Source organism: Pseudomonas sp. B10 (genome assembly GCF_900156235.1).
GTDB classification, from domain to species: Bacteria; Pseudomonadota; Gammaproteobacteria; order Pseudomonadales; family Pseudomonadaceae; genus Aquipseudomonas; species Aquipseudomonas siliginis.
In genome coordinates this window covers 2,960,248-2,980,549 of record NZ_LT707063.1, presented here as the reverse complement: position 1 = coordinate 2,980,549, position 20,302 = coordinate 2,960,248, and the positions used below count along the sequence as shown (strand labels likewise).

Sequence of the window (20,302 nt, the reverse complement as noted above, 5' to 3'; positions counted from 1 at the left end):
GAACATCCGTGTAGCGCCTGTGGATATTCCATCTTTCCCGGCGCCAGCCAAGCATAACCAAGGAATTGCCCATGAGCGCGAGCACCACTGCCACCCTGCGTCACGATTGGTCTCTGGCCGAAGTCAAAGCACTCTTCGTACAGCCATTCAACGACTTGCTGTTCCAGGCGCAAACGGTGCACCGCGCACATTTCAACGCCAACCGCGTGCAGGTCTCGACACTGCTGTCGATCAAGACCGGTGCCTGCCCGGAAGACTGCAAGTACTGCCCGCAGTCCGGGCACTACAACACCGGTCTGGAAAAAGAAAAGCTGATGGAAGTGCAGAAAGTCCTCGAAGAGGCGGCCCGCGCCAAAGCCATCGGTTCGACGCGATTCTGCATGGGCGCGGCGTGGAAACATCCGTCGGCCAAAGACATGCCGTATGTGTTGAAGATGGTTGAAGGAGTAAAAGCCCTCGGCCTGGAAACCTGCATGACCCTCGGCCGTCTCGATCAAGAGCAGACCGAAGCTCTGGCCAAGGCCGGTCTCGATTACTACAACCACAACCTCGACACTTCGCCGGAGTTCTACGGCAGCATCATCACCACCCGTACTTACAGCGAGCGCTTGCAGACGCTGGCCTATGTACGCGAGTCGGGGATGAAAATCTGCTCCGGCGGCATTCTCGGCATGGGCGAATCCCTGGACGATCGCGCCAATCTGCTGATCCAGTTGGCCAACCTGCCGGAGCACCCGGAGTCGGTGCCGATCAACATGCTGGTGAAAGTCGCCGGCACGCCGCTGGAAAACGCCGAAGACATCGACCCTTTCGACTTCATCCGCATGCTCGCCGTGGCGCGCATCCTCATGCCGCAATCCCACGTGCGTCTGTCCGCCGGTCGCGAAGCGATGAACGAGCAGATGCAGGCCCTGGCATTTTTCGCCGGCGCCAACTCGATTTTCTACGGCGACAAATTGCTCACCACCGCCAACCCGCAGGCAGACAAGGACATGCAATTGTTCGCGCGCCTCGGTATCCAGCCGGAGGCTCGCGAAGAGCATTCCGATGAGGTGCACCAAGCGGCGATCGAGCAGGCACTGGTGGAGCAGATGAGTGGCGAGCAGTTCTATAACGCTGCCGTTTAAAAGCTGCACGGATTGCTCTGAAGGAATGCAAAACCCCTGTGGGAGCGAGCCTGCTCGCGAAAGCGGTTTGGTCGCCAACATCCATGTTGGAGGTGACGCCCATTCGCGAGCAGGCTCGCTCCCACAGGGGATCTGTGTCATTTGAAAATCGAGGCCTGCATGTCATTCGATCTCGCCGCACGCCTTGCTGCCCGTTGTGCCGACAACCTCTACCGGCAGCGCCCGCTGCTCGAATCGCCGCAAGGCCCGCAAGTCGTGGTCGACGGCCAGCCGCTGCTCGCTTTCTGCAACAACGACTATCTGGGCCTGGCCAATCATCCGCAGGTGATCGAAGCCTGGCGCGCCGGTGCCGATCGCTGGGGTGTCGGCGGTGGCGCATCGCATCTGGTGATCGGCCACAGCAGCCCGCATCACGCGCTGGAAGAAGCACTCGCCGATCTGACCGGGCGCCCACGTGCGCTGCTGTTCACCACCGGCTACATGGCCAACCTCGGCGCGGTCACCGCGCTGGTCGGGCAGGGCGATACGGTACTCGAAGACCGGCTCAATCACGCCTCGTTGCTGGACGCGGGCCTGTTGTCCGGCGCGCGTTTCAGTCGCTATCTGCACAACGACGCCGAAAGCCTGGGCAAACGCTTGGAGAGAGCCACCGGCAATACGCTGGTGGTCACCGACGGTGTGTTCAGCATGGACGGTGACATCGCCGACCTGCCGGCGCTGGCCCGCGCGGCCAAGGCCAAAGGCGCGTGGCTGATGGTCGACGATGCGCATGGCTTCGGCCCGCTGGGCGCCAACGGTGGCGGCATCGTCGAGCATTTCGGCCTGAGCCAGGAGGATGTGCCGGTGCTGGTCGGCACTCTCGGTAAAGCCTTCGGCACCGCCGGGGCCTTTGTCGCCGGCAGCGAAGAGTTGATCGAAAGCCTGATCCAGTTCGCCCGCCCATACATCTACACCACCAGCCAACCGCCGGCGCTGGCCTGCGCGACGCTGAAAAGCCTCGAGCTGTTGCGCAGTGAACACTGGCGCCGTGAGCATTTGCAGACACTGGTTCGCCAGTTCCGCCACGGCGCCGAGCAGATCGGGCTGGAGCTGATGGACAGCTTCACGCCGATCCAGCCGATCATGATCGGCGATGCCGGACGCGCCGTGCGGTTGTCGCAGATGCTCCGCGAGCGCGGGCTGATGGTCACTGCGATTCGCCCACCGACCGTGCCTGCCGGGAGCGCGCGCCTTCGCGTGACGCTGACCGCCGCCCACAGCGAGGCGCAGGTGCAACAGTTGCTGGAAGGGCTGGCAGATTGTTTCGCCCGATTGTCGTTGGAGCCAGGCCATGCGTAATCGTCTGATCCTGTTGCCCGGCTGGGGCCTCGGCGTGTCGCCGCTGGAACCGCTGGCCGCAGCATTACGTGGCCTCGACGAACATCTGCAAGTCGAGATCGAACCCCTGCCGGAGCTGGACTCCGCTGACCTTGAAGACTGGCTCGACGAGCTCGATGCGCGCATTCCGCAGGAGGTCTGGCTCGGTGGCTGGTCGCTGGGCGGCATGCTCGCCTCTGAGTTGGCGGCACGACGCGGCGAGGCGTGCTGCGGGGTGCTGACGCTGTCGAGCAACCCTGCGTTTGTCGCCCATGAACAGTGGCCGAACGCGATGCCTGGCGAGACGTTCGATGCATTTCTTGCCGGTTGCCAGGCCGATCCGCGTGTCACGCTCAAGCGCTTCGCTTTGTTATGTGCGCAAGGTTCGCCAGATCCGCGTGGCTTGTCGCGCTTGCTGCTCGCTGGCGCGCCGGCAACCGCGCCGGCCGCGCTGATGGCAGGTCTGGAGCTACTTGCGCAACTGGATACACGCCAGGCGTTGCAGGCGTTTCGCGGGCCGCAGTTTCATCTGTTCGGCGGGCAGGACGCGCTGGTACCGGCGGAAGCGGCCGGCGCATTGTTCGCGCTGTTGCCGGATATCGAAATTGGTCTGATCGAACAGGCCAGCCATGCTTTTCTGCTGGAAGACCCGCATGGAGTCGCGGGCGCGATCCAGGCTTTTCTACATGAGTGCGCTGATGATTGATCTGTCCCTTGTGCTGCCTGGGGGCTTGCCCGACAAGCGCCAGGTGGCGGCGTCTTTTTCCCGCGCTGCGGCCAGTTACGACAGTGTCGCGGAGTTTCAGCGTGACGTCGGCACGCAGCTGCTTGAGCGTTTGCCTGGGAGTTTCATGCCGTCGCGGTGGCTCGATCTCGGTTGCGGCACCGGCTATTTCACTCGCGCGCTGGCCTCGCGTTTCACCCAGGGCAGCGGTGTCGCGCTGGACATCGCCGAGGGCATGCTCAATCACGCACGGCCGCTGGGTGGCGCTGAGCATTTCATTGCTGGCGATGCCGAACGGCTGCCGTTGCAGGACGCGAGCTTCGATCTGATTTTCTCCAGCCTTGCAGTGCAGTGGTGCGCCGACTTCGAGGCGGTGCTCAGCGAAGCCTTGCGCGTGCTGAAACCGGGCGGGATTTTTGCATTTGCTAGTCTGTGTACAGGGACGCTGTACGAATTGCGGGAGAGTTGGCAGCAGGTCGACGGGTTGGTGCACGTCAATCGCTTCCGTGAGTTCGGCCGCTATGAACAGTTATGTGCCGGCAGTGGCATGCGCATTTCGGCGCTGGAGAATCAGCCGCACGTGTTGCATTACCCGGATGTGCGCAGCCTGACTCATGAGCTGAAAGCGCTGGGCGCACACAATCTGAATCCCGGCCGGCCGGGCGGTTTGACCGGACGGGCGCGGATTCTCGGGCTGATCGACGCGTATGAGCGGTTCCGTCAGGCGTCGGGGCTGCCGGCAACGTATCAGGTGGTATACGCCGTGTTGGAGAAACCTGTATGAGCGCAGCCTATTTCATAACCGGTACCGACACCGATGTCGGCAAGACCACCGTTGCTGCCGGATTGCTCCATGCTGCGCGCTCGGCAGGCTTGAGCACGGCGGCGGGCAAACCGGTGGCATCGGGTTGCGACGTCACGCCCAAAGGCTTGCGTAATTCCGATGCCTTGGCGCTGCTGGCCGAATGTTCGTTGCCGCTGACTTATCAACAGGTCAACCCGGTGGCGTTCGAGCCAGCGATCGCTCCGCATCTGGCGGCGCGCGAAGCGGGAGTGGCGCTGACGGTGCAATCGCTGCTGGCGCCGATGCGCGGGATTCTGGCGATGAGCGCCGATTTCACCCTGATCGAAGGGGCGGGCGGCTGGCGGGTGCCGTTGGCGGATCAGGACAATCTCTCGGACCTGGCGATCGCACTGAAGCTGCCAGTGATTCTGGTGGTGGGCGTAAGGTTGGGGTGCATCAGTCATGCGTTGCTGACCGCCGAGGCCATTGCCCGCGATGGTCTGCAATTGGCGGGGTGGGTGGCGAATATCATCGATCCGAAAACTTCGCGGCTGGAGGAGAACCTTGCGACCCTGGCTGAGCGCATCCCCGCGCCGTGCCTGGGTCGCGTGCCGAAATTCAAGGCGTTGAGCGCCGAAGCGGTGGCCGAGCATTTGCAACTGGATTTGCTCGATTAAGTTTCTCGCTATGAACAGGCACTGTGCCATTAGTGTTTTTGACGGGTGTTTTTCTGGCGCGTCTGCTTCAATGGCGACCATTGATCCTTTGTAGGGACGAGCACGATCATGGAAATCTCCGGTAACACAGCTTTCTATGCGGGGCTGAGCTCGATTCAGTCCGGGCAGAACCGCGTCGATCAGGCTGCCAGCCAGATCGCCAACAACACTATCGAACGTTCGGTGACCAGCCAGTCGTCCGAAGTGCAGGTCAATCGCCTGCGCGGTGTGGATCGCGCACAAGAATCGGATCTGGCGAGCAATATTGTCGAGCTGTCGCAGGGCAAGATCCAGGCAGAGCTGGGTGTGAAGGTGGCCAAAGCGTCCGACGAAGTGCTCGGGACGATCATCGATACCTTCGCCTGATTGAATTTGTTTGTAGACCCCGAAACGCCGCGCCCTGTCGCGGCGTTTTTCGTTTAAGTCCTTCTTGCTCAACTAATCTTTTTACAACGCCCGTGGCTTGCGTGAAGTCGCGGCGATTTCTCGTTTCCGGTATTTGGAGAACGTGATGACGAACGGCAAAAGATCGACGCTTGACAAGATTTCGGCGTAAACGTATGTTTCAAACAACTGTTTGACCGTCACAACAACTCAACACGGTCGTTCATTCCCGGTTACATCAGCAGAGGTTTATCGCTATGCCTGACTACAAGGCCCCCTTGCGTGATATTCGCTTCGTTCGTGACGAGCTGCTCGGCTACGAAGCGCACTATCAGAGCCTGCCAGCGTGCGCAGACGCCACGCCGGACATGGTTGACGCCATCCTCGAGGAAGGCGCCAAGTTTTGTGAGCAGGTACTGGCGCCGCTGAGCCGCGTGGGCGACATCGAAGGCTGCACCTGGAGCGAGTCCGGTGTGAAAACCCCGACTGGCTTCAAAGAGGCGTACAAGCAATTCGTCGAAGGCGGCTGGCCAAGCCTGGCCCACGACGTTGAGCACGGCGGCCAAGGTCTGCCTGAGTCGCTGGGCCTGGCAGTGAGCGAAATGGTCGGTGAAGCCAACTGGTCGTGGGGCATGTACCCAGGCCTGTCGCACGGTGCGATGAACACCATCTCCGAGCACGGCACCCCTGAGCAGCAGGAAGCCTATCTGACCAAACTGGTCTCCGGCGAATGGACCGGCACGATGTGCCTGACCGAACCGCACTGCGGCACCGACCTGGGCATGCTGCGCACCAAGGCCGAGCCTCAGGCCGACGGTTCCTACAAAGTTTCCGGCACCAAGATCTTCATCTCGGCCGGCGAGCACGACATGGCCGACAACATCGTCCACATCGTACTGGCGCGTCTGCCCGATGCACCGGCTGGCACCAAAGGCATCTCGCTGTTCATCGTTCCAAAGTTCCTGCCAAACGCCGATGGCACCATTGGTGCGCGCAATGCCGTGAGCTGCGGTTCGCTGGAACACAAGATGGGCATCCACGGCAACGCCACTTGCGTGATGAACTTCGACGGCGCCACCGGTTACCTGATCGGCCCGGCGAACAAAGGTCTGAACTGCATGTTCACCTTTATGAACACCGCCCGTCTCGGTACCGCGCTGCAAGGTCTGGCTCACGCCGAAATCGGCTTCCAGGGCGGTCTGAAATACGCTCGTGATCGCCTGCAAATGCGCTCGCTGACTGGCCCGAAAGCGCCGGACAAAGCCGCTGACCCGATCATCGTCCACCCTGACGTGCGCCGCATGCTGTTGACCATGAAGGCGTTCGCCGAAGGCAACCGCGCGATGGTCTACTTCACCGCCAAGCAGGTCGACATCGTCAAATACGGCGTCGATGAAGAAGAGAAGAAGAAGGCCGACGCACTGCTGGCATTCATGACCCCGATCGCCAAAGCGTTCATGACCGAAGTCGGTTTCGAAGCCGCCAACCACGGCGTGCAGATCTACGGCGGCCACGGCTTCATCGCCGAGTGGGGCATGGAGCAGAACGTTCGCGACAGCCGCATTTCGATGCTGTACGAAGGCACCACCGGCATCCAGGCCCTCGACCTGCTCGGCCGCAAAGTGCTGATGACTCAAGGCGAGGCTCTGAAAGGCTTCACCAAGATCGTCCACAAGTTCTGCCAGACCAACGAAGGCAACGAAGCCGTCCAGGAATTCGTCGCGCCGCTGGCTGCACTGAACAAGGAATGGGGCGAGCTGACCATGAAGGTTGGTATGGCTGCCATGAAAGATCGCGAAGAAGTCGGCGCGGCCTCCGTGGATTACCTGATGTACTCCGGTTATGCCTGCCTGGCCTACTTCTGGGCTGACATGGCACGTCTGGCTGCGGAAAAACTGGCCGCCGGCACCAGCGACGAGGCGTTCTACACCGCCAAGCTGCAAACCGCGCGCTTCTACTTCCAGCGCATCCTGCCGCGTACCCGTACGCACGTGGCCACTATGCTGTCGGGTGCTGGCAACCTGATGGACATGAAAGAAGAAGACTTCGCACTGGGCTACTAAGCCTTAACGCAGTCTGACGAAAACCGCTGCTCCCGTTAGGGGGCAGCGGTTTTTTTGTTTGTGGATCGCTCAGATAGTCGAGCTTCCGGCCGTTACAGAGACCGTGTGTGATCTGGATCACATTGTATGGGCTTGGCCGCACTTTGCAGGCACAATGCCATCTCTTTGCTATGACGGGTCGGAGCTTACCCTTGCCGCGTTCTTCCGCTGTACGTTTCAGCCATTTCGTGCCATCACTGCTGTTATTGCTTGCGGGGCTGGCGGCTGCGTACGTCAAAGACCTCAGCGTGTTTTTCACGTCGCTGTTCAACGTTCTGCCGACATTGGTTCTGCTCCTCGGTGGCGCGTATTGCGCGGTGTATCGACGTCAGCGCGAACTGTTTCTGATGCTCACGGTGTACATCGCCTACTTTCTGCTGGACACCCAGACCGATTTCTACCGCGACAACGGCAAGGTTCGCGAGGACGCTGCGGTGGTGTTTCATCTGGTCTGCCTGCTGCTGCCGCTGTTGTTCGGATTATTCGCCGCATGGCAGGAACGTACCCATCTTTTTCAGGACATGGTTGCCCGGTTCGCTGTGCTGCTAGCGTTTGGCAGCGTGGCGCTGGGCCTGGAGCAAAGTTACCCACAGGCGCTACTGCTGTGGCTGTCGGAGATCCGCTGGCCGGCGCTGCATGGGGCATGGATGAGTCTGATCCAGTTGTCCTATCCGGTGTTCATCTCGGCCTTCCTGCTGCTGGCCTGGCAATACTGGCGCAACCCGCGTCCGTTGCATGCGGCGCAACTGGTCGGCTTGCTCGGGGTGTTCTGGATGCTGCCGAAGACCTTCATTCTGCCGTTCACCCTGAACATCATGTGCAGCCAGGTGATGCTGATGATCGCCGCCGCCGTTGCGCATGAGGCCTATCAAATGGCCTTCCGCGACGAGCTCACCGGTCTGCCGGGACGTCGCGCGCTCAACGAGCGCATGCAGCGTCTGGGGCGCAACTATGTGTTGGCGATGAGCGACGTCGATCACTTCAAGAAATTCAACGACACCCATGGCCACGATGTCGGTGACCAGGTGCTGCGCCTGGTCGCCAGTAAACTATCGAAGATCAGCGGTGGCGGTAGGGCGTATCGCTACGGCGGTGAGGAATTTGCCTTGGTGTTTGCAGGCAAAACCCTTGAGGAATGCATGCCGCACCTGGAAGTGATCCGTGAGTCGATCGCCTCCTACAGCATTCAGCTACGCAACCAGGAAAACCGCCCGCAGGATGATCAGCAAGGTCGCCAGCGCCGTAGCGGTTCCGGGGCTTCGGCGGTGTCGGTGACGGTGAGTATCGGCGTCGCCGAACGTGTCGAGCAGCGCACCCCTGAAGAAGTGCTCAAGTCCGCCGACCAGGCGTTGTACAGCGCCAAGGGCGCCGGGCGTAACTGCGTCATGGCGTTCGGGCAGAACCGCCGTGGCGCGGTGCGCATGGACGCTGCTGCGGGTTGAGTGATGACGGCGCATTCAGCGCCTGCACAGTGATTGTCGCGCGTGGTGGCCAGCAGTAGGTTGGAGGAATCTGCTGACGGAGAAGCCACCATGCCCGAGTACAAAGCTCCCCTGCGCGACATGCGCTTTCTGATCGATCACGTCTTCGACTTCCATACCAACTACGCCACTCTCGGCGCGCATGACGCCAGCCCGGACATGATCAGCGCGATCCTCGAAGAAGGCGCGAAGTTCTGCGAGAACGTGCTGGCCCCGCTCAATCGCAGCGGCGATGAAGAGGGCTGCCATTTCGACAACGGCGTGGTCACAACGCCTACAGGCTTCAAGCAGGCCTTCGCACAATATGTCGAGGGCGGCTGGCATGGATTGGCGGCCGATCCGGCTTACGGTGGCCAAGGGTTGCCGAGCTCGCTGGGGCTGGTGATCAGCGAGATGGTCGGCTCCAGCAACACGTCCTGGGGCATGTACCCCGGCCTGACCCACGGCGCGATGTCGGCGATCCACGCCCACGGTACCGCCGAGCAGAAAGACACCTACCTGAGCAAACTCACCGCTGGCCAGTGGACCGGCACCATGTGCCTGACCGAAGCCCACTGCGGCACCGATCTGGGCATCATCAAGACTCGCGCGGTGCCCCGGGCCGACGGCAGCTACGCGATCACCGGCAGCAAGATTTTCATTTCCGCCGGCGAGCATGACCTGAGCGACAACATCATCCATCTGGTCCTGGCCAAGCTGCCGGACGCACCGGCCGGAACCAAGGGCATTTCCCTGTTTATCGTGCCCAAGTTCCTGCCCGATGCAGCAGGCGAAGCGGGAGAGCGCAATGGCGTTTCCTGCGGCTCGATCGAGCACAAGATGGGCATCAAGGCTTCAGCCACCTGCGTGCTGAACTTCGATGCCGCCACCGGTTACCTGATCGGCGAGCCGAACAAAGGCCTCAACTGCATGTTCACCATGATGAACCACGCGCGGCTCGGCACCGGCATGCAAGGGCTGTGTCTGGGCGAGGCGAGTTTTCAGGGTGCGATCAAGTACGCCAACGACCGCCTGCAGATGCGCGCGCTGACCGGCGCCAAGGCCCCGGAAAAACCTGCCGACCCGATCATCGTCCACCCCGATGTGCGGCGCATGTTGCTGACCATGAAAGCCTTCAACGAAGGCAACCGCGCGCTGACCTATTTCACCGCGCAGATGCTCGATGTCGCGCACCTGAGCAGCGACGCCGAGGCGCGTCAGGAAGCCGAAGACCTGTTGGCGTTCCTCACGCCGATCTGCAAGGCGTTCATGACCGACACCGGGCTGGAAGTGACCAATCACGGCATGCAAGTGTTCGGCGGCCACGGTTTCATTCGTGAGTGGGGCATGGAGCAACTGGTGCGCGATTGCCGGATTGCGCCGATCTACGAAGGCACCAATGGCATTCAGGCGCTGGACCTGCTCGGGCGCAAGGTGCTGGGCAGTCAGGGCAAGCTGCTGCGGGGCTTTACCAAGATCGTCCACAAGTTCTGCGCAGCGAACGCCGACCACGCGCAATTGGGCGGCTTCGTCGCGCAACTCAACGGGCTCAATCAACAGTGGGGCGACCTGACCATGAAGGTCGGCATGGCCGCCATGAAGAACCCGGACGAAGTCGGCGCCGCATCGGTGGATTACCTGATGTACAGCGGCTACATCATCCTTGGCTACCTGTGGCTGCGCATGGCGTTGGTTACGCAGGCACAGCTGGAGGCGGGCGAGGGTGAGGCTGATTTCCTCAAGGGCAAACTGGCGACGTGCGAGTTCTACTTCAAGCGTTTGTTGCCGCGTACGGCTGCGCATCAGGCAGCGATCGAGGCGGGCAGTGATTGTTTGATGAATTTGCCGGCGGAGGCGTTTGCTTTGTAGGGCAGATCGAAAGATCGCGGCGATCTTTTTCCGGTGACTAAAAATAACAAATCAGTCACCGGTTGACCCTATGTGTCGCAAAAGTTGTTGAGGTACACTCCGGATCAACGAAAACATCATTCCACGAACCACCTGTTTAGATCTTGCGAGGTTTGCCATGGCTGACTACAAAGCGCCGCTGCGCGATATGCGCTTCGTCCTCAATGAAGTGTTCGAAGTCGCCAAACTCTGGGCCGAGCTGCCGGCGCTGGCCGAGACCGTCGACGCCGAAACCGTTGAAGCGATTCTCGAAGAGGCCGGCAAGGTCACCAGCAAAAGCATCGCGCCGCTGAGCCGTGCCGCTGACGAGGAAGGTTGCCATTGGGCGGACGGTGCCGTCACCACGCCGGCCGGTTTCCCACAGGCCTATCAGACTTATGCCGAAGGCGGTTGGGTCGGCGTCGGCGGTGATCCGGCCTACGGCGGCATGGGCATGCCCAAAGCCGTGTCGGCCCAGGTCGAAGAAATGGTCAACTCCGCCAGCCTCGCGTTCGGTCTGTACCCGATGCTGACCGCCGGCGCCTGCCTGTCGATCAATGCGCATGCCAGCGAAGAACTGAAAGCTGCGTACCTGCCGAACATGTACGCCGGCATCTGGGCCGGCTCCATGTGCCTGACCGAGCCGCACGCCGGCACCGACCTGGGCATCATCCGCACCAAAGCCGAACCTCAGGCCGATGGTTCCTACAAGGTCAGCGGCACCAAGATCTTCATCACTGGCGGCGAGCACGACCTCACCGAAAACATCATTCACCTAGTACTGGCCAAGCTGCCTGACGCGCCGGCCGGTCCAAAAGGTATTTCGCTGTTCCTGGTGCCGAAGTTCATGGTCAATGCCGACGGCAGCCTCGGTGCGCGCAACCCGGCCAACTGTGGCTCGATCGAGCACAAGATGGGCATTCAGGCCTCGGCGACCTGCGTGATGAACTTCGACGAAGCCGTCGGCTATCTGGTCGGCGAGCCGAACAAAGGCCTGGCGGCGATGTTCACCATGATGAACTACGAGCGCCTGGGTGTTGGTATTCAAGGCCTGGCCACGGGCGAGCGCTCTTATCAGAACGCTGTTGAATACGCGCGCGATCGTCTGCAGAGCCGTTCGCCGACCGGCGCGCAGAACAAGGACAAAGTCGCTGACCCGATCATCGTCCACCCGGACGTGCGACGCATGCTGCTGACCATGAAAGCCTCGAACGAAGGCGGCCGTGCGTTCTCCACTTACGTGGCGATGCAACTGGACACCGCCAAGTTCAGCGAAGACGCGACCACTCGCAAGCGCGCGGAAGATCTGGTGGCGTTGCTGACGCCGGTAGCGAAAGCCTTCCTGACCGACCTGGGTCTGGAAACCACCGTCCACGGCCAGCAGATTTTTGGTGGCCACGGCTACATCCGCGAGTGGGGCCAGGAACAACTGGTGCGCGATGTGCGCATCACCCAGATCTACGAAGGCACCAACGGCATTCAGGCGCTGGACCTGGTCGGGCGCAAGATCGTTGGCAGTGGCGGCGCGTTCTACCAACTGTTCGCTGACGAGATCCGTCATTTCACCGCCACTGCAAGCGCCGATCTGGGCGAGTTCACCAAGCCGCTGAACGATGCCGTCGACACCCTCGACGAGCTGACCGCGTGGCTGCTGGACCGGGCGAAAAACAATCCGAACGAAATCGGCGCGGCCTCGGTCGAATATTTGCAAGCATTCGGATACACCGCTTACGCCTACATGTGGGCGTTGATGGCCAAAGCCTCGCTGGGCAAGGAAACGCAAGATGATTTCTATGCGAGCAAGCTGGGCACCGCACGCTTCTATTTCGCCCGTTTGCTGCCGCGTATCCACTCGTTGAGCGCGTCGGTCAAGGCCGGTAGCGAGTCGCTGTTCCTGCTGGATGCGGCGCAGTTCTGATCCTGTAGACGTCATGTAAGCATTTGCTTACGTGACGTGCTGCTGTTCTCCCATATCCGTATATTGGATCCACGGCTAATCTACATTTCATGGACGTCGCGCAGGAAGCGCAAAGTAAACAACACGGACACGTAGGATTCTGCCAAGGTGGCGGAGTGAAATGGATGTCAGGGAAACAGTCTGCAAAGCCCCGCTTCGGCGGGGTTTTCTTTTGCCTGAAGAAAAGTTTCAGGCAAGCGGATCGAGAGGCGGCTTCATTTCGCGATCGATCACCTCTTCAAGCAATGTCCGCAGCAATGCCAACGAGGCTTGCTGGCGTTGTACATCACGGCACACCAGGCCAACTTGCAACGGCACCCGTGGCTCGCTCAGCGGTTTCCACAGCAGATCTTCATCGTCGTAGTCCTTTTGCGAACGTCCCGGTAGCACCGTTGCCAGCCTGGTGTGCGGCAGGCTGTCGAGAATCCCCAACATATTGTTCAGCTCGGCCTGCACCTGCGGGCGTCGACCGAGGCTGGTCAGTTGTGCCTGCCAGATCTGCCGAATCTGAAACTCCTCACCGAGCAGCAGCATTGGCAGCTCAGCAGCCTGGCGCATCGAGACTTTCTTGAACTCGCGCAACGGATGGTCTGCCGGGATCACCAGCGTCAGTTCGTCTTCATACAGCAACACCCCGTGCAAACCGGGTTGGCGCGGCGGCAGATAGCTGATGCCGATGTCCAGCGAACCATTGAGCAGACGCCGCTCGATTTCCAGCCCCGTAAGTTCATAGATCTGCACCACCAGATGCGGCTGCGCCTTACGCACACGCTCGAGCATTTGCGGCACAAGGCTGGTGTGCACGGTTTGCAGCACACCGATCGCCAGGGTGCGCAACGCCTGCCCCTTGAAATTACCCAATGCCTCGCGCGCCCGCTGCAAGCCATCGAGCAATGGCAACGCGTGGTTGTACAGCGTATGCGCAGCGAGGGTCGGCAGCAGGCGTTTACTGCTGCGTTCGAACAGGGTGACGTCGAGGTTCTGCTCCAACTGACGGATCTGTTGCGACAGCGCTGGTTGCGAGATCGAGAGGCGCTCAGCCGCACGGCCGACATGGCCTTCTTCGTAGACCGCGACGAAATAACGCAGTTGTTTGAAATCCATAAGTAGCGCTTATCGAAATGGCTGTGAAATCGAAATGGCCTGGAGCCGTTTGCGCGCCTAGTCTAACCGCATTCACAAGGCTTGCAGGGCCAGAAAGCGTGACGAATTCCATTTGCTTCGTTCGTGATTACATAGGCAGTTCAAAAAACCTCCAGCGAGGTTTTTCCGCATGAATCTGTTCAGTTTGCGGCGCCAGACGCCGAGTCTGGATGACCTCACCTTCGAGGCGGGGCCATCCGCCTTGAGCGACCACCTCCATGCTCAACGCCTGATGCCCAGCGTCGATCGGCCGCAACAAGTGTTCGTTCGCGGCCAGGGTTCCTGGCTGTGGGACAGCAATGATCGCGCCTACCTCGACTTTTCCCAGGCAGGCGGCGCCAACAGCCTTGGCCACAGCCCCACGGCGCTGGTCAAAGCCATCGCCAATCAGGCCCAGGCGCTGATCAATCCCGGCTGCAATCTGCATAATCGCGGCATGCTCAGCCTCGCCGAACGTTTGTGCGCCAGCACGTCCAGCGATCAGGCCTACCTGCTCAACAGTGGCGCCGAGGCTTGTGAGGCGGCAATCAAACTGGCGCGCAAATGGGGGCAGCTGCATCGCGGCGGCGCCTCGCGGATCATCATGGCTGAGCAGGGTTGTCATGGCCGCAATCTGGCGACGATTGATCGAGTGCCATTCAACGACCTGCCGGCGCTGCATGCGGCGGTGGACGCGCAGACCGTGGCGATCATGCTGGAGCCGATCCAGAGCGATGCCGGGGTCATTCCGGCGACCGAGCATTACCTCAAAGGGGTCGAGCGACTGTGTCGTGACCTGGGCATTCTGCTGATTCTCGACGAAGTGCAGACGGGTATGGGCCGCTGCGGCAGCTTGCTTGCCGAACAGTCCTACGGGATTCGCGCCGATATCGTCGTGCTCGGCAAAGGTCTTGGCGGCGGCTTGCCGCTGGCGGCCTTGCTGGCGCGAGGCAAGGCCTGCTGCTTTGCCACCGGCGAGCTGAGCGGCACCCATCACGGCAACGCCTTGATCACGGCGGCCGGTCTGGTAGTGCTCGACAGCATCCATGACCGCAGCTTCCTCCAGCATGTTAACGACAGCGGCCAGCATTTGCGCGAAGGTCTGTCACGACTGGCATACCGCTACGGCCACGGCGAATTGCGCGGCCAAGGCCTGTTTTACGGGTTTACGCTGTCCGACGAATGCGCCGACGCCGTCGTCCATGCTGCACTTAACGAAGGCCTGATATTGAACGCCGCGCAGCCTGACTGCCTGCGCTTCACCCCGGCACTCACTGTCAGCAAAGCCAACATCGACGAAATGCTCCTGCGCCTGGGCCGCGCCTTCTCGCGAGTGCGCACCGCCCAAGTGCAATGCCGCAAGGGCATTGCCGTCTGAGCTGAGCACCCCAACCGATTACCCGAACCGTCTCGCGGTATAACGCACGCCCCACGCCTGATTCTTTTGGCGTGGGGCGTTTTTTTGTGGCCGGGTTTTACAGACGGGATTTAGAGCTTGAGGGATCGTACCGCGGATGGTCTTTTAGAGAATGCCAGCAAGGGATGCGGCCACGGCCTGATCGGTATCACCGAAAAAGCCGTTTTGCGATCTGTACCACTGGGTGGTATGTTTTTGGAAGGGATACCTATGCCATTGAGGTTGTTCAAGACCAAACGCTTCGCTCTCCAGGCCAGCAGGGCGTGGATCACAGATGAAGAGTTGCAGGAGGCGTTTCACCAGATGCTTCAGGGACAGGCGGACGATCTTGGCGGAGGCGTGTGGAAGAAGCGCTTGAAGGCGAACCGCCACCGTTCGATTGTTTTGGCAAAAGGTGGACATTACTGGATCTACCAAGTGCTTTTCGCCAAGCAGGATCAAAGCAATATCACGCCAACAGAATTGAAGGATTTACGTAAATTGGTAATGGTTTATGCGCAACTGACCGAAGAGCAGATCAGCGACTTGTTGGCGATGAAGGAGTTTGTGGAGGTATGTCATGAGTAAGAAATTCAAAAGTGAAGTCTTTGAATCGATACACGAATCAGCCGGGGCGTTGCTTGCTGTCGGAGCAATCAACAAAGCAACGATGCGAGAATTCGATGACTCCTGTCTGGCATCGGTTCCCTTAGCGATCCCGGCTGAGGAGATCAAGGCGCTACGCGAGCGTAACAAGGTCAGCCAGCCGGTGTTTGCACGCTATCTCAACACCAGTGCATCCACGGTCAAGCAATGGGAATCGGGTGACAAACATCCCAGCGGTATGGCGCTCAAACTACTGAGCATCGTACAAAAACATGGGTTGAAAATTCTCGCTTGAGCCTGACGCAGCTATTGCACTGAACCCTGACGAACGGCGCAGGTCGATTAGCTTGTATGGCTCAAGTGAGCCAACCCCCATTCAGGAGCTGCCCCATGGATTTCATTCGTATCATCATCGCTATTCTTTTGCCGCCACTGGGCGTGTTTCTGCAGGTCGGGTTTGGCGGGGCGTTCTGGCTGAACATTCTGCTGACGTTGTGCGGCTACATTCCGGGGATCGTGCATGCGGTGTATATCATCGCCAAGCGTTGAGTTCAGTGGCGTCTGATCAATAGCTATCGCGGGCAAGCCCGCTCCCACAGTGTTATGAGTGATCACAATTTTTGTGTAACCAAATAACCTGTGGGAGCGGGCTTGCCCGCGATTGGAGCGACGCAGTCTCAAAGTGAGGGCTCAGTCAGTCAGTCCCATCACCCGCCGATAAAACGTCCACTCCCGCTCCAGCGCATGCGCTTGGTTAGCCGCGCGACGAAAGCCGTGGCGTTCGTCAGGGTAGTAATGCGCTTGGACCGGGATGCCGTTGTGCTCCAGCGCCGCGACCATGTCGCGGGTCTGTTGCGGCACGACCACCGCGTCCAGTTCACCTTGAAAGAAAATCACCGGCACGCGAATGTTGTCTGCGTGCAGCAGTGGCGTGCGGGCGGCATAGCGTTCGGCATCTCCTTCGGGATCGCCGATCAGCCAATCCAGATAATCACCCTCGAACTTGTGCGTGGCCCGTGCCAAAGCTACCGGGTCGCTGACGCCGTAGAGGCTGGCGCCTGCGCGGAAAACCTGTCTGAACGCAAGCGCGCACAGTGTCGTGTACCCGCCCGCGCTTCCACCGCGAATGAACGCGCGCTCACCATCGATCAAACCTTGGCCAGCGAGATAGCTGACCACCGCGCAGGCATCCTCGACATCCACCTCGCCCCAGCGCAGATGTAGCGCTTGCCGATATTCGCGACCATAGCCACTGCTGCCGCGATAGTTGAGGTCGGCGACAGCAAAGCCGCGCTGCGTCCAGTACTGGATACGCGGATCGAGGATCGGATAGCACGCCGAGGTCGGGCCGCCGTGGATAAACACCACCAGCGGCGGTTTCGCTTCACCGCTCATGGCCGGGTAGAAGAAACCATGCGCCTCGCCGGAGCCGCTCGGATAACGCAAGGTCTGCGGACGGCTGATGCGTTCGGCAGGCAATGGAGCCACGCCGCCAGCGAGGATTTTCACGGCATGCGAGACACGATCAATGGCGATCACTGCCGACGGGCTGGTCGGCGATGCAGCGATGCAATAGATGAATTTTTGATCCATCGCCAAGTGGCGGAAGCGGCTGTAGTCACCGCTGAAATCTTCATTTCCCAGGGCCAGGCGCCCGAAACCATCCTCGCTCCAACTGGCTAAAAATTGATCACCGACAGGCAGCCACGTGCAGCCGCCTAGCTGCCACGGCGCGGGCGCGTGATCGGCCTCGGCACTCGGTAGCGCGTCCAAGCCATCAGACGTTTCGCCCCACGGCTGCCAGTAGCCGCCACGGTCCGTCAGGCAACAGAGCCGCCCATCAGTGTCGAATCGCGGCTGCTGGATCGACTCCTCCATCTGCTCACCGGCAACACAGCGAGGCGCAGAAAAATCGCCTTGCGCGACCATCAACCGCGTCGAGGTCCACGGCTGATGCGGCCGACTCCACTCGATCCACGCCAGCCGCTGGCCATCGGGGCTGAGCGTCGGTGACGCATAAAAATCCGCACCCTCGGCCAGCACCTGTCGCGTACCGGTCGCCAGATCAATTGCCACCAGGCGATGCCGATCCTGCTGCTCTTCAACCGCCAATACCCGGCCAGCGGCAAATTGCAGATCACCATAGCGACAGTCAGTCGACGTCAGCGCAACCGGCTCGCCATCCAGCGCTTGCCGATACAACTGCTGATCCGCTTCATTGACGAAAACCACCCCGTCAGGCGTCAGACAAAACGCACCACCGCCATATTCGTACACGCGGCTACGCACGCTGAAGCCGTCCGGCGTCAGACGTTTCGCTGCGCCATCGCGCCAATGCCAGATTCGGCACGCGGCATCCTCGGGGCGGTATTCATTCCAGAACACGCCATGGGCGCCGAGCTGCAGTTCGGCGAAGTCGGTTCCCGCGGCGACGGCCTGGGCGGCGCTGAAAGGCTCAGCCCTTGGCGATGAGGCGTGAGTTTCGTTCATTGCGAAAGGCCAATTGTTCGATGGTTTGAGTGGCGGTCTCGGCTTCTTCGCGGGCCTGGAGAATCACGCCGTGATGTTCGGACTTGCTGCACACCGGGTCGGCATTACTGGCATCACCGGTGAGCATGAACGCCTGGCAGCGGCAGCCGCCGAAGTCTTTTTCTTTCTCGTCGCAAGAGCGGCACGGCTCGGGCATCCAGTCGTAACCGCGAAAACGGTTGAAGCCGAACGAGTCGTACCAGATGTGTTGCATGCTGTGATCGCGCACGTTGGGAAACTGCACCGGCATCTGGCGGGCACCATGGCAGGGCAGGGCGGTGCCGTCCGGGGTGACGGTCAGGAAGATGCTGCCCCAGCCGTTCATGCAGGCTTTCGGGCGTTCTTCGTAGTAATCCGGGGTGACGAAAATCAGCTTGCACGGATGCCCTTCGGCTTCCAGCCTGGCCCGGTATTCGTTGGTGATGCGTTCGGCGCGCACCAGTTGTTCCCTGGTCGGCAACAGACCGACACGGTTGAGCTGCGCCCAGCCGTAGAACTGGCAAGTGGCGAGTTCGACGAAGTCAGCCTCCAGCGCAATGCACAGTTCGATAATGCGGTCGATCTTGTCGATGTTGTGCCGATGGGTGACGAAGTTCAGCACCATCGGGTAGCCGTGGGCCTTCACCGCACGAGCCATTTCCAGCTTCTGCGCAAAGGCCTTTTTCGAGCCCGCGAGCAGGTTGTTCACTTGCTCGTCGCTGGCCTGAAAACTGATCTGGATGTGATCAAGCCCGGCCTTTTTGAAGTCGCTGATTTTCTGCTCGGTCAGGCCAATGCCGGAGGTGATCAGGTTGGTGTAGAAACCCAACTGCCGCGCTTCACGGATCAGTTCGGCCAAGTCCTGACGCACCAGCGGTTCGCCGCCGGAAAAGCCCAATTGCGCCGCGCCCATCTCCCGCGCTTCGCGGAACACCTTGATCCATTGCTCGGTGGTCAGCTCTTTGCCCTGCTCGGCGAAATCCAGCGGATTGGAGCAGTACGGGCATTGCAGCGGGCAGCGGTAGGTCAGCTCGGCGAGCAGCCACAGCGGCAGGCCGACTTGCGGTTTGGCCGGCAGATCAGCCAAGGGTGAGCCAGTGTTGCTCACGGGCAACCTCCATGAATTGCTCGACGTCGTCACCGAGCTCGGGCACGCCGGGGAACTGCTTGTCGAGTTCGGCAATGATTGCCGCGACATCGCGCTCACCGTCAATCAGGCCGCCAATCAGCGCGGCCGTTTCGTTGAGCTTGATCATGCCTTCCGGGTACAGCAACACATGGCCCTTTTGCGCCGGTTCGTACTGGAAGCGATAGCCCGGGCGCCAGCTCGGCACTTTGCTGCGGTCGAAATTCATAAGGTAATTCCTTTATGCCAGACCCGTTGTTCGGTCACGCTGTGATACGGCGGACGGTTCAGTTCGTAGGCCATGCTCATGGCATCGAGCATGCTCCAAAGAATGTCCAGTTTGAACTGGAGAATTTCCAGCATGCGCTCCTGGCCTTCGCGGGTCTTGTAATGCTCAAGGGTGATCGCCAGCCCATGCTCGACGTCACGCCGCGCCTGACCGAGACGGGTGCGGAAGTATTCGTAACCGGCCGGGTCGATCCACGGGTAATGCTGCGGCCAGCTGTCGAGGCGCGACTGGTGGATCTGCGGCGCGAACAGTTCGGTCAGCGAGCTGCTGGCGGCCTCCTGCCAACTGGCGCGACGGGCGAAGTTGACGTAGGCATCGACGGCGAAACGCACGCCGGGCAGCACCAGTTCCTGGGAGCGCAATTGGTCCGGGTCGAGGCCAACAGCCTGGCCCAGACGCAGCCAGGCTTCGATGCCGCCATCTTCACCGGGTGCGCCGTCGTGGTCGAGCAGGCGCTGAATCCACTCGCGGCGGATTTCCCGATCCGGGCAATTGGCGAGGATCGCTGCGTCCTTCAGGGGAATGTTCACCTGATAGTAGAAGCGGTTGGCGACCCAGCCCTGAATCTGCTCGCGGGTCGCGCGGCCTTCGTACATCGCCACGTGGTAAGGGTGGTAGATGTGGTAGTAGGCGCCCTTGGCGCGCAGGGCCGCTTCGAATTCGGCGGGGGACAGCGGGGTGTCGGTCATGTCTGTTCTCCGGGAACAACCCTGGAAATCTCTGGTGTCTGTGCTGGCCTCTTCGCGAGCAGGCTCGCT

19 protein-coding genes are annotated in these 20,302 nt (G+C 60.7%); 14 read left to right on the top strand and 5 right to left on the bottom strand.

Annotated elements, in window-relative coordinates:
• Positions 1-71 precede the first annotated feature (71 nt).
• The 10 genes from bioB (at position 72) to BXA01_RS13495 (ending at position 12,458) form a co-directional block, all read left to right on the top strand.
• Positions 72-1,127: a biotin synthase BioB gene (bioB, locus tag BXA01_RS13540; protein ID WP_076564369.1), complete on the top strand. Its 1,056-nt coding sequence runs from the start codon at positions 72-74 to the stop codon at positions 1,125-1,127.
• A gap of 159 nt (positions 1,128-1,286) precedes the next feature.
• Entirely contained in the window at positions 1,287-2,465 is a 1,179-nt protein-coding gene (gene bioF, locus BXA01_RS13535) for an 8-amino-7-oxononanoate synthase (protein ID WP_076564368.1), read from the top strand.
• Complete coding sequence (locus BXA01_RS13530; RefSeq protein WP_076564367.1) at positions 2,458-3,189, top strand: alpha/beta fold hydrolase; 732 nt, start codon at positions 2,458-2,460, stop codon at positions 3,187-3,189. Before bioF ends, BXA01_RS13530 begins: the two co-directional genes overlap by 8 nt.
• Complete coding sequence (gene bioC / locus BXA01_RS13525; RefSeq protein WP_076567728.1) at positions 3,182-3,991, top strand: malonyl-ACP O-methyltransferase BioC; 810 nt, start codon at positions 3,182-3,184, stop codon at positions 3,989-3,991. Before BXA01_RS13530 ends, bioC begins: the two co-directional genes overlap by 8 nt.
• Positions 3,988-4,668: a dethiobiotin synthase gene (gene bioD / locus BXA01_RS13520; RefSeq protein ID WP_076564366.1), complete on the top strand. Its 681-nt coding sequence runs from the start codon at positions 3,988-3,990 to the stop codon at positions 4,666-4,668. The genes bioC and bioD overlap by 4 nt, the downstream gene beginning before the upstream one ends.
• 108 nt (positions 4,669-4,776) lie before the next feature.
• Positions 4,777-5,073 (top strand): hypothetical protein, encoded by a 297-nt coding sequence (locus BXA01_RS13515; protein ID WP_016772865.1) that lies wholly within the window; start codon positions 4,777-4,779, stop codon positions 5,071-5,073.
• Positions 5,074-5,348: 275 nt separating this feature from the next.
• Positions 5,349-7,154, top strand: coding sequence for a phenylacyl-CoA dehydrogenase (locus BXA01_RS13510; RefSeq protein ID WP_076564365.1), 1,806 nt, complete (start codon positions 5,349-5,351; stop codon positions 7,152-7,154).
• Between the two features lie 191 nt (positions 7,155-7,345).
• Positions 7,346-8,635, top strand: a complete 1,290-nt coding sequence (locus tag BXA01_RS13505) for a GGDEF domain-containing protein (RefSeq protein ID WP_076564364.1) — start codon at positions 7,346-7,348, stop codon at positions 8,633-8,635.
• A 90-nt stretch (positions 8,636-8,725) separates the two neighbouring features.
• Positions 8,726-10,522, top strand: coding sequence for an acyl-CoA dehydrogenase C-terminal domain-containing protein (locus BXA01_RS13500; protein WP_076564363.1), 1,797 nt, complete (start codon positions 8,726-8,728; stop codon positions 10,520-10,522).
• A 157-nt stretch (positions 10,523-10,679) separates the two neighbouring features.
• Positions 10,680-12,458, top strand: coding sequence for an acyl-CoA dehydrogenase C-terminal domain-containing protein (locus tag BXA01_RS13495; RefSeq protein ID WP_076564362.1), 1,779 nt, complete (start codon positions 10,680-10,682; stop codon positions 12,456-12,458).
• 228 nt (positions 12,459-12,686) lie between these two features.
• Here the strand turns inward: BXA01_RS13495 and BXA01_RS13490 are convergent, their stop codons facing one another.
• Positions 12,687-13,601 carry a LysR family transcriptional regulator gene (locus BXA01_RS13490; RefSeq protein WP_076564361.1) on the bottom strand — a complete coding sequence of 305 codons (915 nt, stop codon included), beginning with the start codon at positions 13,599-13,601 and terminating at the stop codon, positions 12,687-12,689.
• A gap of 169 nt (positions 13,602-13,770) precedes the next feature.
• Between BXA01_RS13490 and BXA01_RS13485 the strand changes: the two genes are divergently transcribed.
• From BXA01_RS13485 to BXA01_RS13470, 4 genes are all read left to right on the top strand, one after another.
• Complete coding sequence (locus tag BXA01_RS13485; protein ID WP_076564360.1) at positions 13,771-14,997, top strand: aspartate aminotransferase family protein; 1,227 nt, start codon at positions 13,771-13,773, stop codon at positions 14,995-14,997.
• Positions 14,998-15,246: 249 nt separating this feature from the next.
• Positions 15,247-15,603 carry a type II toxin-antitoxin system RelE/ParE family toxin gene (locus BXA01_RS13480; protein WP_076564359.1) on the top strand — a complete coding sequence of 119 codons (357 nt, stop codon included), beginning with the start codon at positions 15,247-15,249 and terminating at the stop codon, positions 15,601-15,603.
• Positions 15,596-15,916 (top strand): helix-turn-helix domain-containing protein, encoded by a 321-nt coding sequence (locus BXA01_RS13475; RefSeq protein ID WP_039757682.1) that lies wholly within the window; start codon positions 15,596-15,598, stop codon positions 15,914-15,916. Before BXA01_RS13480 ends, BXA01_RS13475 begins: the two co-directional genes overlap by 8 nt.
• A gap of 95 nt (positions 15,917-16,011) precedes the next feature.
• The gene (locus BXA01_RS13470) at positions 16,012-16,170 is read left to right on the top strand and encodes a YqaE/Pmp3 family membrane protein (RefSeq protein WP_003228885.1); all 159 of its coding nucleotides are present in this window, start codon (positions 16,012-16,014) and stop codon (positions 16,168-16,170) included.
• A 141-nt stretch (positions 16,171-16,311) separates the two neighbouring features.
• Here BXA01_RS13470 and BXA01_RS13465 read toward each other — a convergent pair whose 3' ends face one another.
• Genes BXA01_RS13465 through pqqC form a run of 4 tightly spaced genes read right to left on the bottom strand, consistent with a single transcriptional unit; the run spans position 16,312 to position 20,233 of the window.
• Complete coding sequence (locus BXA01_RS13465; RefSeq protein WP_076564358.1) at positions 16,312-18,111, bottom strand: S9 family peptidase; 1,800 nt, start codon at positions 18,109-18,111, stop codon at positions 16,312-16,314.
• Entirely contained in the window at positions 18,077-19,237 is a 1,161-nt protein-coding gene (pqqE, locus tag BXA01_RS13460; RefSeq protein WP_076564357.1) for a pyrroloquinoline quinone biosynthesis protein PqqE, read from the bottom strand. The genes BXA01_RS13465 and pqqE overlap by 35 nt, the downstream gene beginning before the upstream one ends.
• Positions 19,209-19,484: a pyrroloquinoline quinone biosynthesis peptide chaperone PqqD gene (gene pqqD / locus BXA01_RS13455; RefSeq protein ID WP_071173824.1), complete on the bottom strand. Its 276-nt coding sequence runs from the start codon at positions 19,482-19,484 to the stop codon at positions 19,209-19,211. Before pqqD ends, pqqE begins: the two co-directional genes overlap by 29 nt.
• Positions 19,481-20,233 carry a pyrroloquinoline-quinone synthase PqqC gene (pqqC, locus tag BXA01_RS13450; RefSeq protein ID WP_042606685.1) on the bottom strand — a complete coding sequence of 251 codons (753 nt, stop codon included), beginning with the start codon at positions 20,231-20,233 and terminating at the stop codon, positions 19,481-19,483. Before pqqC ends, pqqD begins: the two co-directional genes overlap by 4 nt.
• Positions 20,234-20,302: the final 69 nt, after the last annotated feature.